The sequence below is a fragment of the Paraburkholderia sp. BCC1876 genome, assembly GCF_902833695.1.
GTDB lineage: Bacteria > Pseudomonadota > Gammaproteobacteria > Burkholderiales > Burkholderiaceae > Paraburkholderia.
Genome location: NZ_CADFGI010000001.1, coordinates 1,175,202 through 1,190,698, shown reverse-complemented (window position 1 = coordinate 1,190,698; position 15,497 = coordinate 1,175,202). Strand labels below are relative to the sequence as shown.

Genomic DNA, 15,497 nt, shown 5'->3' with positions numbered 1-15,497 from the left:
ACACGGCGGCGCGCTGTGGTTACATCGAAAGCTACTTCGAAACGGCCGCCCGCACCGCACCAAGCGTTTTCGATTGCGGCGCCGGCACGGCCCACAGCAACGCAATCATGCCCGCGATCAGCAGCGCGGCGACCACCGCAAAACCGGCATAGACACTGCCGGTTTGCGTCTTCAGCATGCCGATCAGCGAAGGACTCACGGCGCCGCCGATTGCGCCGATCGCGGTAATCGTCGCAATTCCGGCTGCCGCGGCGCCGCCATCCAGATACGCGGTCGGGATCGTCCAGAAGATGCTGAGCGTCGCATAGATGCAGATCGACGCGACCACCAGCAACGCGACCGTGAACGGCACGCTATGCGCGGCGAGCGGCAGCAACAGAAAACTGATTGCCACCGCGAAGCCGCAACCCGCGACATGCCAACGCCGTTCCGCGCGACGATCCGAACTATGGCCGATCGCGACAATGCCGATCGCCGTACACACCGAAATGCCACCGCTCAGCCAGCCGATATGGCCGAGTTGCTGTACGCCGACGTGCCGTAGCAGCGTCGGAATCCAGAAGCCGATCGCATTGAGTCCCATGAACACACAGAAATAAATCGCCGACAGCAGATAGATGCGGGGATTGCGTAGTACATCCGCGAGCCGTGCCGGCGGCGCGTGATGCACGCCACGTTGTTTGCGGTCCGCTTCCAGCGCGGCGCTCACGTGGCCCTTTTCGGCGTCGCTCAGCCATCTGGCGTTCGCGGGGCGATCGTCGAGGTAGAGCAGGGCCATAATGCCGAGCGCGATAGCCGGTATGCCTTCAATCAGGAACAGCCACTGCCAGCCGCGCAAGCCGAGCGTGTCGTGGAAATGCACCATGATCCAGCCCGACAACGGGCCGCCGATAATCCCCGCGAGCGGCACCGCCATGATGAACAGGCTCGTAATACGCCCGCGTTGGCGGTCGGGAAACCAGTAGGTGAGGTACAGAATGATGCCGGGAAAGAAGCCGGCTTCGGCGGCGCCCAGCAGAAAGCGCAGCAGATACAGCATGTGCGCGCTCTTAACGAACATCAGCAGTACCGTCAGGCTGCCCCACAACACCATGATGCGCAGCAGCGTTTTACGTACGCCGACCTTCTCCAGCAGCAGATTGCTCGGTAACTCGAACACCAGATAGCCGACGAAGAACATGCCCGCCGCGAGTCCGAAGACGGCGTCGTCGAGTTTGAGATCTTGCAGGAACTGCAGCTTCGCGAAGCCGATGTTGACGCGGTCGATGAAATTGACCACGTAGCACATGAACAGAAACGGCACGATGCGCCGCGCGATCTTGCGATAAATCGCGTCTTCGGGCGCGAGGTCTGACGAACGCTGCATCCTGTGTCTCCTGACGTGCCGGCCGGATCGGTCGGCACGCCTGTGGTGTGATCTTATCGGCGGACTGGATTCGTTGTTATAGCCGCCTACGTCGCATTACTTTTTACCATTCGCCGAAGAACACGCCCCAATCCTTGTGCGTGTTGGTCTTGCTTTCCACGGTCGGATTGTCGATCGTGACGCGCTGCTTCAGCGAGCCGTACCAGTCCGCGAGTTTTGCGTGCATCCGCTCGCGGATCGCGGCATGACTGGCGTCGGCGCCGAGGTCGGCGTATTCGTGCGGATCGTTCGCCAGATCGAACAGTTGCGGCCGGTAGCCTAGCCAGTGAATGTACTTCCAACGCGAGTCGCGCACCATCCAGCCGCGGCATTCGTCGGGTTGACGTCCGAGCGCGAGCCGCGCGCCGCGGAAACTGTAGTCGAGTTCGGTGACCACGTAATCGCGCCAGCCCTGCGCGCCACCCGCTTCATTGCGTGTGAGCGGTAATACCGAACGTCCTTCGATACGCTCTTCATAAGCCGGCAGACCGAGCGCGTCGAGTACCGTCGGCACTACGTCGATACCGGACATAAAGCGCGTTTCGACGCTACCACGTGTTGCGTCGGCCTGGGTCGACGGATCGTAGACGATCATCGGCACGCGCTGCACGGTGTCGTAGAACAGTTCTTTTTCGCCGAGCCAATGGTCGCCGAGAAAATCGCCGTGGTCGGCGGTAAACACGATCAACGTGTCTTCCCAGCGGCCGAGGCGTTCTAGTGTTTCCCACAATTGGCCGAGATGGTCGTCGATCTGCTGGATCAAACCCTGGTAGACCGGTCTCACCGTGTTCGAGACTTCTTCGCGCGCGAAATTGACGCACTCTTCCTGAGTGCGATACGCGGCGACGACCGGATGCGCGTTGTCGAGTTCGGCGGCCTGCCGTTCGAGCGGCAGACATTGGTCGAGCGAATACAGGTTGTGATACGGGCGCGGGGCGACATACGGCCAATGCGGCTTTACGTACGACAAATGCAAGGCCCACGGCTCGTCGCCTTGTTGCTCGATATAGCGGATCGCCTGACTGGTCATGTACGCGGTTTCGGAATGCGGTTCGGCCACGCGTGCCGGCCAGCGAACGTTGCGCATTTTCCAGCCCGAGTGGACCGCGCCGCTATCGTCTTCCACGCTAATGGCGAAATCGCTCCACGGTTTGTCGCTAGCGTAACCATGTTCGCGCAGAAAGGCCGGATAGCCGCTTTCCTTGCCCGGTTCGTGATGACCGTCGTAACGATCGAGTTCGTCGAACGATCCTGTCGACAGGCGGCGGCCGAGCGGACTTTGCCGGGCGATGTCGAGCCGCTCCATTCCATGGGCGTCGGCCATGACGTGGGTTTTGCCGGCCAGCGCGAGTGAGCGGCCATTGAGTCGCAGGTACTCGCCGAGCGTCATTTCGCCGATCGAGAGCGGCACGCGGTTCCAGTTTGCGCCGTGACTGCTCATTGTGCGGCCGGTGTAATACGACATGCGCGACGGACCGCAAACGCCGGAACTGACAAAGGCATTGTCGAAGCGCACGCCGCGCGAAGCGAGTGCGTCGATATGCCGGGTTCGCAGGTAAGGGTGTCCGTAGCAGCCCAGATGATCGCGGCGTAGCTGGTCGCACATGATAAAGAGAACGTTGCGGGTGTCCGCCATCTGTAAGCACCGTCTGCGGCCTTGCGGCCTGAATAGAATAGAGAGAAGAAGCGGTAACGAACCGGAAACATGTTCGATGCTAGAAACGAACGCCACGATTGACCTAATCAAATATATGTGCGAATGCACAATAGGGCGGCGCCGTTGCGGGAAAAGCGCGTCATAATGGCCGGCGAGCCAACAAATTCCCTACACTCACCGTGTCCGATCCTTCATTGCCGCCTGTGTTGAAGCATCCCGAGCACATCGACGAATTCCTGCTGTACCGGTTGCATAACCTGGCGCGAGTGGCGGTTCAGGGTGTCGGCCTGATGTTCCGGCGAGAACTCGGCATCACCCGGCGTGACTGGCGCATTCTCGCGTTCGTCGGTAAATACCCGGATGCGAGTCTGACGCAACTCGCCGAACAGGCCGCGCTCGATATGGTGGTCGCAAGCCGCTGCGTCGCGAATATGGTCAACAAAGGCCTGATTGCGAAAACGCGCTTGCCGGAGAACAAGAGACTGACCGTACTCGCGCTGACCGAAGCCGGCCGTCAGGTCTACGAGCACGCACGAAAGAGCGGGCAACGCTATAACACCGAGTTCGCCGCCTGTCTGAGCGATGAAGAAGCCGTTCTTCTCGACGGACTACTTAAACGGATGGAGCAACAGGCGGTGTCATTGAATCAGCGTGAAATGGCGAAAAGCGGTCCGCTGATGGACAACAACGAAAACGAAGACACCGACGCCGAATAGATCCGCGCCGGTGAAAGCGCTGCCAGAACGCTGTTCTCATTGGGTCTTTCGCGGAGCCGATTGGCAACGTGCCAATCCATGGACTACCCGGGCCCGGGGTGCACGCCAGGTGATCCGTTACAATGACGCGCACCCTTCACCTGGAGACTTGCTTTGAAATCTATCGTTGCTTTGGTCGCCGCAGCCGTGTTGTCTTCGGCGGCAATGGCCGCCGCGCCCACCACCGAAAAACTGCCTTCCGGCGTGATCGTCGAACAACTGAAGCAGGGCACCGGCGCCCAACCGGCCGCTACCGACGTCGTCAAGGTCAACTACCGTGGCACGCTGGCCAACGGGACCGAGTTCGATAGTTCCGCGAGCCACGGTGGCCCGGCTACGTTCCCGCTGAACCGCGTGATTCCGTGCTGGACGCAAGGCGTGCAGAAGATGAAAGTGGGCGGTAAGGCGAAGCTGACCTGCCCGGCGGCGACCGCTTATGGCGATCGTGGCGTCGGCGTGATTCCGCCGAATAGCGACCTGACGTTTGAAGTCGAGCTGGTCGACATCGTCAAGCAATAAAGCGCGATCTGCGCAAAGAGAAAGCCCCGCTGCGGAAATTGCAGCGGGGCTTTTTTCATTCCGCGTACTGTGCGTGTCAGAAGGGTGTCGGAAGAGTGTCAGAAGCGAGTCGACGCGAGCGCGCTTTATTTAAAGTCCGGCCGGCGTTCTTCGTTTACTCTCTAGCCGTGCGCCGACGCGGATTCTGCCTGGCCGCACCAACCTGAACGATCCCACCGTCATTCGCCGCGCGTCTGGAGCGCCTGCCATGAATATCGACTTTCACTATGGTGTGGTCTATATCGCCGCGCGCATTGGCGGCATGGCGGCAAGCGACGCGCTCACCGTCGCGCATGCCTGCCAGTATGTCGACGATGCGACGACGGCCGGAATACTGCGCTTTGAAGGGGGCGAGACGTTCGAGCGCTTCGCCACCGCGCACAAGATGTTCGACTATGCCAACACGGAGAATGACCAGAACCGTCTCGTCTGGGCGCCTTTTCATTTTCTGCCGGCAGGCGAGGGTGACACGCTGCAGGAAAAAGCCGTGTGCCGTCCGGATAGCGAGGTGGCGCGCGAAATGGTGCGCCGGGCGATCCGGCAGCGGGGCGCGGAAACGGCATTGCACCGTCTCGGCGTGACGCTTCACACCTACGTCGATACCTGGGCACACCAGGGATTCTCCGGTATCGAGAGTCCGGCGAACCGGGTTCATTTACTGGAGTCGCAGGATTGCACGCGCAAAGGCTGGTTTGCCAGATTGAAACTGGTCACCCAGCATCTGATCGAACACATCGAAGAGGACGTGCTGACGGTGGCGCTGCCGGTCGGTCACGGCGCCGCGTTGCACTATCCCGACCAGCCATGGGCCAAATGGCACTACATCGACGGTCGAAACGAGTTCATCGAAAGACATAATTTGCCGGAGTTCGTGCAAGCGGCCGAGATGGCTTGCCGCGCGGTGCGCGCCTATGTCGCCAATCGGGAAGACTTTGAAACGCAACCCGGTTTGCCGCCGAACGTGAAAGAGGCGCTCACCGAGCTTCTCGATACCAATCGGAATCTGGACGATAACCAGCGCCTGAAGACGATTTGCGACGTGGTGAGTACGGGCGGCATTCCGGGTTTGCGGGAGTCGATTCCACAGTATGTGGCCAAAGGCCCCGGTTCCTGGAAGTGCAACGCCACCGGATTGCAGTTGGATGACGATACGGGCGATAAGCCCCAATGGACGGATGCGTTTGAGAAGAGCGATTACCGTCTATTTCATGACTCGGTCAAAGAGCACCGCTTCGTGACGACGCAGGAGATTCTGCCGGCTCATGGTGTGCGCATAGCGTAATTGCGCCGGTTGGTTGATCGGTGACGCGTTTGCGCGTTTGCCTGGTAGGCGGCGGCCGTGAAAACTGCCGCCGCCTCTCCGCCTTTTTAGTACTTTCCGGCTATTCCGCTCGCACCTGTTGGCGCTGCGCGGCCTGTTCCTGCGCGTGTTTTTTGGCCAGATGGTGTCCCACGATACAGCCGCCCACCGCGCCCACTACCGCATGATGCCCGGCGTAGTGCCCCGCCACCCCGCCTACGACAGCCCCCTTGATACAACCGGCGGCATTCGCCGTGCCGATCGCTGCCAAAGTGAGTGCCAGCGACGCGAGGGCCGTTTTGATGTAACCAGCTTTCATCTGAAAGTACCGTTCTGTTGAGTTGTCCCAAGGTGGCGCTAACCGGTGCTATTTCAATAGCCCGTTCAGCAACTCGGCTTGCCCACAATGGGATTTTTTAAAGCCGTTCAGCGTGCAAACCCACTCAAACGATAAAAAAACGACCGCTCTCCTTTGAATCTCCGAATGCTTGCCTATAGTAGAAGCGACTATTGCCGCCGCACGCGGCGGCGGCCTTCGCTTGACGCGTGACACGGGGAAACGCAAATGATGTTATCGAACGCTGCAATCTATCAGTCTCAGACTTGCACGCCGGAGTCGTTGCGAACGCTTGCCGGCTATCTCGAACTGGCGCTCGACGAGGGAGAAAGCGTGGTCCTGATGCGGATCGGCACGCAAGTGCGCAGTGTTTATATCGGCAATCCATCCGGCGCGCTGGAGCAATTGACGGATCACGGCGTAGTAGCCGCGACTCAGGCGGACGACATGCTGGCGCTCACCCGCCTGGGACTCAACCAGATTACCGCCGACGATCAGCAATACCGCTTCATACGCAGCGTGAGGTACATCGCCGATCGCCAGGCGGTAGTGTTTACGCCTGCGTGAGTGGTTCGGAAAAAATGATCGGAAGTAAAAGAAAGGCAACCGGCGAGGTAAGGGGAAGGGAAGTAAAAGGATGGCTTTCGAGTAGTGACGAGTAGAGAACCCGAAAGGTTCGGACTCCACGGCATGCATGATCGGGTAAGGCTGCTGCTTTATAGCCACATAGATCTGCCTTTCTCGTGTCATTCGTGGCATAGTTCGATCGATCAACATATAAGGAGCAATCAAATGCCTTCGTTAGAGCAAATCCAAGCAAAGCTTAAGAAGCTCCAGGCGCAAGCGGACGTTCTTATTGCCAGGAAAGCACAAGACGCAGTCGACCAGATTCGCGGTCTGATGCTCAAGCATGGCCTGACTACTACGGATATCGAAGCCAAAGCAAAAGCGCGGCGCGCGGCACAAGGCCTGAATGGCCACGGCGGAAACGTTAAGGTAAAAGCGGTAACGGGCGGTAAGCCGGCCAAGTACCGCGATCATAAAACCGGTGCGACCTGGACCGGTCACGGCCGCGCGCCGGGTTGGATTGCCGGTGTCAAAGACCGCACTCAATACCTGGTTGAAGGCGCGAGCGAATTGAAGTCCGTTGCGAAAGCGGCGCTCACGCACGCGAAAGGCGGTAAAGGTCAGCCTAAAGGCGCGCAGCCGCCCAAGTACCACAACCCGAAAACCGGCGCGACCTGGAGTGGACGCGGTCCGGCGCCGGCATGGCTGGCAACGGTCAAAGACCGTAGCAAATTCCTGATCGACAGCGCGGCAGCCGGAGCGAAAGAAGCGGGCAAAGCCGTGGCCAAAACGGCCGGTAAAGCAAAAGCGACGGCCACCAGCGGCGCGGTGAGCAAGAAGGCAGCGGCAAAGAAAGTCGTGGCCAGGAAAGCGACGGCCACCAAAAAGACCGCCGCAAAGAAGGTCAGCGCAGCGAGCAGAAAAACAGCGGCAGCGAAACCCGTAGCGAAGAAAGCCGCTGCAACCCGCGTAGCGAGAAAAGCGCCGGGCCGCAAACCCGCCGCAAAGGCAGCCGCTTCGGCCGCCGCAGCCGCGCCGCAAGCCTCAACCGTGCAAGCCGGCGCATAAGCGCCACGGAGTCGCGAAGTAGATGACCAGCACGCTTGCATCATCCCAGCAGGAGGACCAGGTCGTCCTGCTGGACTCAGTTCCTCAGCCCGCGGCAGACGCCGCCGAACCCTTCATCGTCGCGAGCGCCGGCCGGGTGATTCTGGCTTATCCGATCGCGGAAGCCGACTTTGAACGCTTCGGGCCATTCGATCCCGACGACGATCCTTACTGCACGGTGCTGTTTCCCGACGCGGTATTTCATCGGCTGGGACCGCCCGGCGATGTCGATCTGGACATTCATCCGCTCGCCTCGCAAGGATTAACCGGTTTGTCGGTTCACGAAGTCATGAATTCGTCGCTGGCGGCCGAGATTTCGGCAGTCGCGTCGCCCATTCCTGCACAGCGGCATTTCGTCATCACGTTCAGCGAATCCACCTTCGAGTGCGTGGCGTCGGACTATACGGTGGTCGGCGTTTATGGCGCCGGTGAAATTGCCAGCCGTGAAGCCTTCTCCCTCGTCAGATAAAGTAGTCGAGTAGCAAGGCGCGGGCCTGCAACGGGCACGCGCAATGCGTCCTGCGTTCGTGATAAAAGCCGGGCTTTGGGCCCGCATCTGTTCATCGAACCGCAGGGCGCGCATTCGGCGCGCCTCGCCGGTTAGCATCGAGGCCACGCATGCTGACAATACCTATTACCGCGTTCGTTACGCTCATTATCGTTCTGCTGATTGCCAATCTGTCGAGTGGCGAGAAGAAGATCGAACACAAAATAGAGCGTCGTTATGCCAGCGACGATCCGCAATTCCTGCGTTCCATGGGACTGTTGCTGGGGCCGCCGGTTATTGCCGGCAACCGCTTCGAGATGCTGCTTAACGGCGACCGCATCTTTCCTTCGATGCTCGAAGGCATTCGATCCGCGCGCCACACCATCACGTTCGAGACGTTCATTTACTGGTCCGGTGAAATAGGCGAGCAGATCGCCCAGGCGCTGGCGGATAAAGCACGCGAAGGCGTCGCGGTGCATGTGCTGCTCGATTGGGTCGGCTCGTCGAAAATGGACAAGCACTATCTGAATCTGCTGCGCGACGGCGGCGCCGAAGTCATTCAGTATCACAAGCCGCATTGGACCGGTCTCGGTCGAATGAACGACCGCACGCACCGCAAGCTGCTGGTGATCGACGGACGGATCGGGTTCACCGGCGGCGTGGGTATAGCACCGGAATGGACCGGCCACGCGCAGGATGAAAAGCATTGGCGTGACACGCATTTCCGCGTGGCCGGACCCGTGGTCGGTCACATGCAAGCCGTGTTCATGGACAACTGGGTCAAAGCGTCGGGCAATGTACTGCATGGCGCGGACTACTTTCCGAAAGTGGAAGCCGCCGGTGAAGGCCTCGCGCACATGTTCAGCAGCTCGCCATCGGGCGGCAGCGACGACATGCAGCTGATGTATCTGATGGCGATCACGGCGGCCACTCACAGCATTCATCTGGCGAGCGCCTACTTCGTGCCCGACAAGCTGACGATCAACGCGATCGTCGAGGCCGCGAAGCGCGGTGTGAAAGTGCAAATCATCACACCGGGCAAGCGCATCGACACGCACACGGTTCGCGAGGCATCGCGTGCATGTTGGGGCGATCTGCTTAAAGCGGGTGTGGAGATCTTCGAGTATCAACCCACCATGTTCCATTGCAAATTGCTGGTGGTGGACGAGTACCTGGTGTCGGTCGGCTCGACCAATTTCGACAGTCGTTCGTTCAAGCTCAACGACGAAGCGAATCTGAACATCTACGACCGCGACTTCGCGAAGCAGCAAACAGCGGTTTTCGCCGACGACCTCAAGCAGTCGCAACAGGTCACGCTCGACGCCTGGTTGCACCGGCCGTTCACCGAGAAGCTGATCGAGAAATGTATCCCGTTACTGGAGTCGCAACTCTGACAAATAGACTACATTCGCCTAAACATCGCATTTCTCATGCCGTCTGCATGAATAATATTTTCCGAAAAAATAGTTTTGAAATTGTTTTAAAAACTGGTTTGCTATCGTATATTGACATCTAGTCTTAACGCAGAAGTGACAGACTGGTATTCAATGAATAGCACGGTTGGGCGTTTCTAGCGTGCATTCAATTAGTGCATATAAGATAGTTCACGAGGCACCGGAAGCTAAGGCTTCGGTGCAGGAGCGGTCGTCGCGGATCAGACTTGCCGGCGTAAAGGCAGGTCGCATGGGCCTGATCCGCGGTGGCACGGCCGCAAGGCGTCCGCGAGTGCGGGCGCGGTATCGGTACGCATTTGCTTCCACGCAAGTGCATGCGAATACGCCATGCCCATCGAAAAACTCCTTGTTCCGCTGCCGGCGGGCCTGAAAGTCTACGTTGAACGTCACGTATTCGATCCGGCCTTCGAGAGTGTCATTCTGATCAACGGCGCGCTGGCTACCACAGCCTCGTTCGGTCAGACAATCAAATATCTCGGCGAACGCTATAACCCTATCTGTTTTGATTTGCCTTATGCCGGGCAATCGAAAACGCATAATAAATGCAGCTTCGTTCTGTCTAAAGACGACGAAGTCGACATTCTGCTTTATCTAATACGCTTATTCGAACCGAGTTTCCTGTTATCGGTTTCCTGGGGCGGCGTGGCCTCGTTGCTGGCGCTGTCGCGGGAGCGCACCAGTGTGAGGCGCGCGGTGATCGCGTCGTTCTCGCCGCGCCTGAACGAGGCGATGACCGCCTACGTTACCGCCGCGCGCGACCATATAGCAGCCGGTGAAAACCTGAAGGCCGCGCAACTGCTCAACGACACGGTGGGCAAGCATCTGTCGCGCATCATGAAGCTCTACAACTATCGCTATCTGACGACGCTGCCGCGCGAAGAGCAGGAGCAGGTGGCGTTTCACGTCGAGCAGATCCTGGCGATTCGTCCCGAGCAGTACCTGCATGAATTCCGCAATATCGATTGCGGGCTGAAGTTCATCAACGGCGATCTCGATGAGTACACCACGCCGGAGGACGTCCGGTCGTTGAGCGTGCATCTGAAGCGTGCCGAGTTCGCGACGATCGGACAGGCCGGTCATTTCCTTGACCTCGAAGGCAAGCCGGCGTTGCGCCAGGTGCGCACCGCGATTCTCGACTACTTCGGGCCGCCGCCGGTGCAGCGCGCGCTCGATTGCTTCGAGACGCTTGCCGCACGATCGTCCCTTTTGCCGGCGTCGCAAGCGCCTGTCGCTAACGTGGCCGGCATGGCCACCGTTGGCAACGTGGCGTTTGAGACAACCGCCGATCACTCGTTCCAACAGGCCGAACTGCCATGAATCTCGCTCAGAGCATTGCCATCGTCATGCCGTGGACGGCGTGGGTCGCGTATTGGATCGCGACGTCGAACCGGGTCAAGGCGACCGCGCGCAAGGAGGCCTCGCGATCGCGCACCTTGCAGTCGATTCCGCTGATTGCAGGCGGCGCGTTGATCGTGCTGCCGGACTTCAATCGCGTGGCGTGGTCGTTCGATCCGCAGTCTTTTGGCGTGGTGCAACTCGCGGGTCTCGCGGTGCTGTTGGCCGGTCTGGCATTTTCCGTGTGGGCGCGGCTGCATCTCGGCACCAACTGGAGCGTGTCGGTCACGCTGAAGGAAGGGCACGAACTGGTGCGCAGCGGACCTTATGCGTTGGTCCGCCATCCTATCTATACAGGGTGTCTGCTGGCGCTGGTCGGCGCGGCGATCATCGGCTTGCAATGGCGCGGCGCGGCCGGGTTGTTGCTGATCTTCGCGTCGCTGGCGTACAAGGTGCGTGTCGAGGAGAGCTGGTTGACCGGCCACTTCGGCGGAGCGTACGCACAGTATCGCCGCGACGTGGCCGCGCTGATTCCCGGTCTCTTCTGAGTCGCCGGTATGACCAGAGTCATCATCACCGCGATCGGCTCGGCGGGCGACGTTCATCCGCTGCTCGGTATCGGCGCGGCCCTGACGGCGCGCGGGCACGAGATCGTATTTTGCAGCCATCCGCCGTTCGAGGCGGCGGCGCGTCGGCAAGGTTTCGCGTTCAGGCCGATCGGTACGGCAGATGAATACGCGGCGGCCATGGCGAACCCGGCGCTATGGAATCCGCGCACCTCGTTTCGCACGTTGTGGGCGGTGATCGCACCGACCTTGCAGCCGCATTTCCAGACGCTCATGTCCTTGACCGACGACGACACGATCCTCGTCGGCACGCTGTGGGCGTTTTCCGCGCGGCTGATGCAGGAGTTGTATCGCGTGCCGCTGGTGTCGGTGCAGGTGTCGCCGTCCACCTTGCTATCGGCGCATGCTCCGCCGACGCATCCGCGTCTGACGATTCCGCGCGGCTTGCCGCTCGTCGTGAAGTCGGCGCTGCTGCGCGTAATCGAGCGGCAGGTGCTCGACAAGGTCTGCGGTCCTGCGCTGAATACGTTGCGCGCGCAACTGAGGCTGGAACCGGCCACGCGCATTTTCGGCCAGTGGCTTCACTCGACCGACGGCGTGCTGTGCCTCTTCCCCGAGTGGTTCGCGCGGCCGCAGCCGGACTGGCCCACGCCGCATCGGCTGAGCGGTTTTCCGCTGTTCAACGATATGGGCGAGCCCGCGCCCGATCCGCAACTGGACGAATTTCTCGCGACGGGGGAGCGACCCGTGGTGTTCACGGCCGGTTCGACGCTGATCGACCACGAGCGCCATGAAGAGGCCGTGCGCGGCGCATTGCGTGAAAGCGGGCTGCGCGGCCTGCTGCTGACGCCGCAAGCGCCGGAGCCGGGCGCGGGATCGTCTGCGCCGAGCGTGCTGCTGAAGCGGCGTTACGTGCCCTTGCAGACGCTTCTGCCGCGCTGCCGGGCGTTGGTGCATCACGGTGGCATCGGCACGGCGGCGCTGGCGTATGCCGCGGGTATCGCGCAGGTCGTCACGCCGTTCGCGCACGATCAGTTCGATAACGCGCAGCGGGTGGTGGCGAGCGGTTGCGGCGTGCGGCTCGACGGACCGTTGCACGCGCAAGCGCTTGCGCGCGCATTGAAGCAGGTGCTCGGCGATCCGTCGATCGCAACACAGTGTGGGCGCATGCAGGACCAACTGGCCGCGTCGCCGAACGGCTGCGAGGCGGCCGCGCGCTTTATCGAAGGTTTCATGCGCGGCGGTGCGCGTGTGTCGAGTCGCGAGCGTGTGCCTGGTTTCGCCATGGCGGCGAGCGGACACGGCGTATGAGCGCGGCCACGTCACGGCCGGAAGGCGCACGCTGGCCTGACGCGGAGCGCGAGCGGGGGCCGGACAGCATGCATCCGGGTTCGGGCAGCGTGGATAGCGTAAGCAACGTAGGTAGCACACCAGGCACGCCACGCTTGCGCGGCGCGCGGCTCGCGTTGCTGACCTTCGCGCTCTCGCTGGCGACCTTTATCGAAGTGCTGGATTCAACCGTCACCAACGTCGCGGTGCCCGCCATTTCCGGCGGTCTGGGCGTGTCCAACAGCCAGGGCACCTGGGTGATCAGTTCGTACTCGGTGGCCGCCGCGATTGCGGTGCCATTGACAGGTTGGCTTTCGCGCCGACTCGGCGAAACGCGGTTGTTCCTCGGGGCCGTGATTCTTTTCACGCTGACCTCGCTACTCTGCGGCGTGGCCGGCGACTTTCACCTGCTGGTGGTGTGTCGCGCGTTGCAAGGGCTTTTTTCCGGGCCGATGGTGCCGTTGTCGCAAACCATTCTGTTGCGCACCTTTCCACCCGACAAACGAATCGTGGCGCTCGCACTGTGGGCGATGACGGTGCTGCTCGCGCCGATCTTCGGTCCGGTGGTCGGCGGCTGGATCATCGATAACTTTTCGTGGCCGTGGATCTTTCTGATCAATCTGCCGATCGGCATCTTTTCGTTCGCGGTGTGCATGACGCTGTTACGCGCCGACGCACGTAACCCCGGCGCCGCCCGTGCCGCGCCGATCGATCTGCCGGGGATCGTGCTGCTGATCGTCGGCGTCGGATCGCTGCAAGTGGTGCTCGACCTCGGCCACGACCGTGGCTGGTTCGACTCGCCGTTGATCCTGACGCTGGCGATCGTCGCCGCGCTGGCGATCGTGTCGCTGCTGATCTGGGAGGCCGGCGAACGGCACCCGGTGATCGATCTGAGCCTGTTTCGCGATCGCACGTTTTCGTTCTGCGTGTTGATCATCTCGCTCGGCATGATGAGCTTCTCCGTGGTCGGCGTGATCTTTCCGCTGTGGCTGCAGGCGGTGATGGGTTACACCGCGTATCAGGCCGGGCTCGCCACCGCGCCGCTCGGCGTGCTGGCGTTGGTGTTCTCGGTTCTGGTCGGCATTTACGCGGCGCGTTTCGATGCTCGCCTGCTCGCCACATTCGGATTTCTCGTGTTCGCGGCCGTGCTGTGGTGGGACGCGCATTTCACGCTGACCATGACGTTCACGCAGATCATCACACCGGGCCTGATCCAGGGCATCGGACTGCCGTGCTTCTTCATTCCGCTTACGGCCGCGACGCTTTCGCGTGTCTCCGACGACAAACTGGCCGCGGCCTCCAGCCTGTCGAACTTCTTGCGGACGTTGTCGGCGGCATTCGGCACCGCGATGAGCGTCACGCTATGGGACAACCGCGCGCTGTATCACTACGACGTCGTCGCGCAGTCCGTGACGAAAGCGTCGGGCAATACGCAGCGTTTCGTGCAGAGCCTGCACGGCATGGGTATCGACGGTGCGCGCGAACTCGCCACCTTGCATCACGTGGTGCAGCAACAGGCCTACATGATGGCGACCGGCGATATGTTCCAGATGGCGAGCGTCACGTGTCTCGTGCTCGCCGCAATGATGTGGCTCACGCGCCCGAAACGCGGCGCGGCCATGACCATGGGGCACTAGGGAGATCACGATGACGACGCTGGGCGCACTGATCGTGCTGTTTCATCCGAGCGACGAGCAACTCGCGCGTGCGGTGGCTATGCGCCACCTGTGCGATCGCTTGCTGGTGGTCGACAACTCGCCGCAGCCCGACCCGCGCGCGGCGTCGCTGTTGAAAGAGGCGGGCGTCGCGTTGTTGCATCACGGCAACCGGCACGGCATTGCGGGTGCTTTCAATGGCGGCCTGCAGGCGTTGTTTGAGCAGGGCGTGGAGGCGGTCGCACTGTTCGACCAGGATTCGGAGACCCCCGCTGACTATTTCACAGTGATGCGCGAGCGTTGCGCGTCGCTCGGCGGTCACGCGTATCTGCTGGGGCCGCGTATCTTCGACGAAAACGATCAGCGCTTCCTGCCCGAACTCGCCACCAGCGGCCTCGCGGTTGAACGGCTGTCGGTGCGTGCCGACGCCGCGTTGCAGCGTTGTGCGTTTCTGATCTCGTCGGGCTGCGTGATTTCCAGCGAGGCGTTCGCGCGCCTCGGCCGTTTCGACGAGGCGCTGTTTATCGATCACGTCGATACCGAATACTGTCTGCGCGCGTTGTTACGTAATGTGCCTTTGTACGTGGTGCCGCAACTGGTGCTGTCGCATCGGATCGGCGCGCGGCGTCGCCACAAACTGGGCGCGTTCGAAATGACCACGATGAATCATCCCGGCTTTCGCCGCTACTACAGCGCGCGCAATGCGATGCAACTGGCGCTGCAATATGGACTGCGCTTGCCGGTTGCCGTCGTGCCGAACCTGCTGACGTTGTGGCAGATCGTGCAGATCGTGCTGGCCGAGCAGGACAAGCTGGCGAAGCTCGAAGCGATCGCGCTAGGTCTGTGGGACGGCCTGTTCGGACACATGGGGCCGCTCGAACAAACGCGTCCACGCCTCGCGGCCAAGGCGGCTCGGGCGCGCACTGCGATCACACCCGCCGGCGGCGAAGGTGCGTTGCATCAGCCGCGCCATTCCTGATGCGGC

14 protein-coding genes and 1 pseudogene are annotated in these 15,497 nt (G+C 61.1%); 12 read left to right on the top strand and 3 right to left on the bottom strand.

All coding sequences use genetic code 11. From position 1 onward, the window contains the following. Positions 1-31 precede the first annotated feature (31 nt). The gene (locus HWY05_RS05185) at positions 32-1,366 is read right to left on the bottom strand and encodes an MFS transporter (RefSeq protein ID WP_176057601.1); all 1,335 of its coding nucleotides are present in this window, start codon (positions 1,364-1,366) and stop codon (positions 32-34) included. Positions 1,367-1,469: 103 nt separating this feature from the next. Further along, positions 1,470-3,041: a sulfatase-like hydrolase/transferase gene (locus HWY05_RS05180; protein ID WP_176057600.1), complete on the bottom strand. Its 1,572-nt coding sequence runs from the start codon at positions 3,039-3,041 to the stop codon at positions 1,470-1,472. Positions 3,042-3,241: 200 nt separating this feature from the next. On the opposite strand from HWY05_RS05180, the gene HWY05_RS05175 reads away from it, so the two are divergent. The 3 genes from HWY05_RS05175 to HWY05_RS05165 all read left to right on the top strand — a co-directional run bounded on the left by HWY05_RS05175 (position 3,242) and on the right by HWY05_RS05165 (position 5,657). Further along, positions 3,242-3,778 (top strand): MarR family transcriptional regulator, encoded by a 537-nt coding sequence (locus HWY05_RS05175; protein WP_244146496.1) that lies wholly within the window; start codon positions 3,242-3,244, stop codon positions 3,776-3,778. Positions 3,779-3,982: 204 nt separating this feature from the next. After that, positions 3,983-4,336 carry an FKBP-type peptidyl-prolyl cis-trans isomerase gene (locus tag HWY05_RS05170; RefSeq protein WP_176343126.1) on the top strand — a complete coding sequence of 118 codons (354 nt, stop codon included), beginning with the start codon at positions 3,983-3,985 and terminating at the stop codon, positions 4,334-4,336. 247 nt (positions 4,337-4,583) lie between these two features. After that, entirely contained in the window at positions 4,584-5,657 is a 1,074-nt protein-coding gene (locus HWY05_RS05165) for a DUF6765 family protein (RefSeq protein WP_176057599.1), read from the top strand. Positions 5,658-5,757: 100 nt separating this feature from the next. Here HWY05_RS05165 and HWY05_RS05160 read toward each other — a convergent pair whose 3' ends face one another. Continuing rightward, positions 5,758-5,994 carry a hypothetical protein gene (locus HWY05_RS05160; RefSeq protein ID WP_176057598.1) on the bottom strand — a complete coding sequence of 79 codons (237 nt, stop codon included), beginning with the start codon at positions 5,992-5,994 and terminating at the stop codon, positions 5,758-5,760. Between the two features lie 246 nt (positions 5,995-6,240). On the opposite strand from HWY05_RS05160, the gene HWY05_RS05155 reads away from it, so the two are divergent. The 9 genes and pseudogenes from HWY05_RS05155 to HWY05_RS05115 all read left to right on the top strand — a co-directional run bounded on the left by HWY05_RS05155 (position 6,241) and on the right by HWY05_RS05115 (position 15,491). Beyond that, a complete protein-coding gene (locus tag HWY05_RS05155) occupies positions 6,241-6,579 on the top strand; it encodes a hypothetical protein (protein WP_035559131.1) in 339 nt (112 codons plus the stop codon). A gap of 225 nt (positions 6,580-6,804) precedes the next feature. Beyond that, the gene (locus tag HWY05_RS05150) at positions 6,805-7,647 is read left to right on the top strand and encodes an H-NS family nucleoid-associated regulatory protein (RefSeq protein WP_176057802.1); all 843 of its coding nucleotides are present in this window, start codon (positions 6,805-6,807) and stop codon (positions 7,645-7,647) included. Positions 7,648-7,669: 22 nt separating this feature from the next. Beyond that, on the top strand, positions 7,670-8,155 hold the full coding sequence (locus tag HWY05_RS05145) for a hypothetical protein (protein WP_035559125.1): 486 nt from the start codon (positions 7,670-7,672) through the stop codon (positions 8,153-8,155). A gap of 149 nt (positions 8,156-8,304) precedes the next feature. Next, positions 8,305-9,567 carry a cardiolipin synthase gene (cls, locus tag HWY05_RS05140; RefSeq protein WP_176057597.1) on the top strand — a complete coding sequence of 421 codons (1,263 nt, stop codon included), beginning with the start codon at positions 8,305-8,307 and terminating at the stop codon, positions 9,565-9,567. 387 nt (positions 9,568-9,954) lie between these two features. Next, positions 9,955-10,773, top strand: a pseudogene (locus tag HWY05_RS05135) (alpha/beta hydrolase); the annotation flags it as partial. 167 nt (positions 10,774-10,940) lie between these two features. Continuing rightward, positions 10,941-11,510, top strand: coding sequence for an isoprenylcysteine carboxylmethyltransferase family protein (locus tag HWY05_RS05130; RefSeq protein WP_176057596.1), 570 nt, complete (start codon positions 10,941-10,943; stop codon positions 11,508-11,510). Positions 11,511-11,519: 9 nt separating this feature from the next. Continuing rightward, a complete protein-coding gene (locus HWY05_RS05125) occupies positions 11,520-12,839 on the top strand; it encodes a nucleotide disphospho-sugar-binding domain-containing protein (RefSeq protein ID WP_176057595.1) in 1,320 nt (439 codons plus the stop codon). Between the two features lie 68 nt (positions 12,840-12,907). Then, on the top strand, positions 12,908-14,494 hold the full coding sequence (locus HWY05_RS05120) for a DHA2 family efflux MFS transporter permease subunit (RefSeq protein ID WP_176057801.1): 1,587 nt from the start codon (positions 12,908-12,910) through the stop codon (positions 14,492-14,494). Positions 14,495-14,504: 10 nt separating this feature from the next. Further along, a complete protein-coding gene (locus HWY05_RS05115; RefSeq protein WP_176057594.1) occupies positions 14,505-15,491 on the top strand; it encodes a glycosyltransferase family 2 protein in 987 nt (328 codons plus the stop codon). Positions 15,492-15,497 lie beyond the last annotated feature (6 nt).

Bases quoted from the DNA above. Each gene is read 5' to 3' on its own strand.
- HWY05_RS05185 (WP_176057601.1), bottom strand. From the start codon at position 1,366: ATGCAGCGTTCGTCAGACCTCGCGCCCGAAGACGCGATTTATCGCAAG.
- HWY05_RS05180 (WP_176057600.1), bottom strand. From the start codon at position 3,041: ATGGCGGACACCCGCAACGTTCTCTTTATCATGTGCGACCAGCTACGC.
- HWY05_RS05170 (WP_176343126.1), top strand. From the start codon at position 3,983: ATGGCCGCCGCGCCCACCACCGAAAAACTGCCTTCCGGCGTGATCGTC.
- HWY05_RS05165 (WP_176057599.1), top strand. From the start codon at position 4,584: ATGAATATCGACTTTCACTATGGTGTGGTCTATATCGCCGCGCGCATT.
- HWY05_RS05160 (WP_176057598.1), bottom strand. From the start codon at position 5,994: ATGAAAGCTGGTTACATCAAAACGGCCCTCGCGTCGCTGGCACTCACT.
- HWY05_RS05155 (WP_035559131.1), top strand. From the start codon at position 6,241: ATGATGTTATCGAACGCTGCAATCTATCAGTCTCAGACTTGCACGCCG.
- HWY05_RS05150 (WP_176057802.1), top strand. From the start codon at position 6,805: ATGCCTTCGTTAGAGCAAATCCAAGCAAAGCTTAAGAAGCTCCAGGCG.
- HWY05_RS05145 (WP_035559125.1), top strand. From the start codon at position 7,670: ATGACCAGCACGCTTGCATCATCCCAGCAGGAGGACCAGGTCGTCCTG.
- cls (WP_176057597.1), top strand. From the start codon at position 8,305: ATGCTGACAATACCTATTACCGCGTTCGTTACGCTCATTATCGTTCTG.
- HWY05_RS05130 (WP_176057596.1), top strand. From the start codon at position 10,941: ATGAATCTCGCTCAGAGCATTGCCATCGTCATGCCGTGGACGGCGTGG.
- HWY05_RS05125 (WP_176057595.1), top strand. From the start codon at position 11,520: ATGACCAGAGTCATCATCACCGCGATCGGCTCGGCGGGCGACGTTCAT.
- HWY05_RS05120 (WP_176057801.1), top strand. From the start codon at position 12,908: ATGCATCCGGGTTCGGGCAGCGTGGATAGCGTAAGCAACGTAGGTAGC.
- HWY05_RS05115 (WP_176057594.1), top strand. From the start codon at position 14,505: ATGACGACGCTGGGCGCACTGATCGTGCTGTTTCATCCGAGCGACGAG.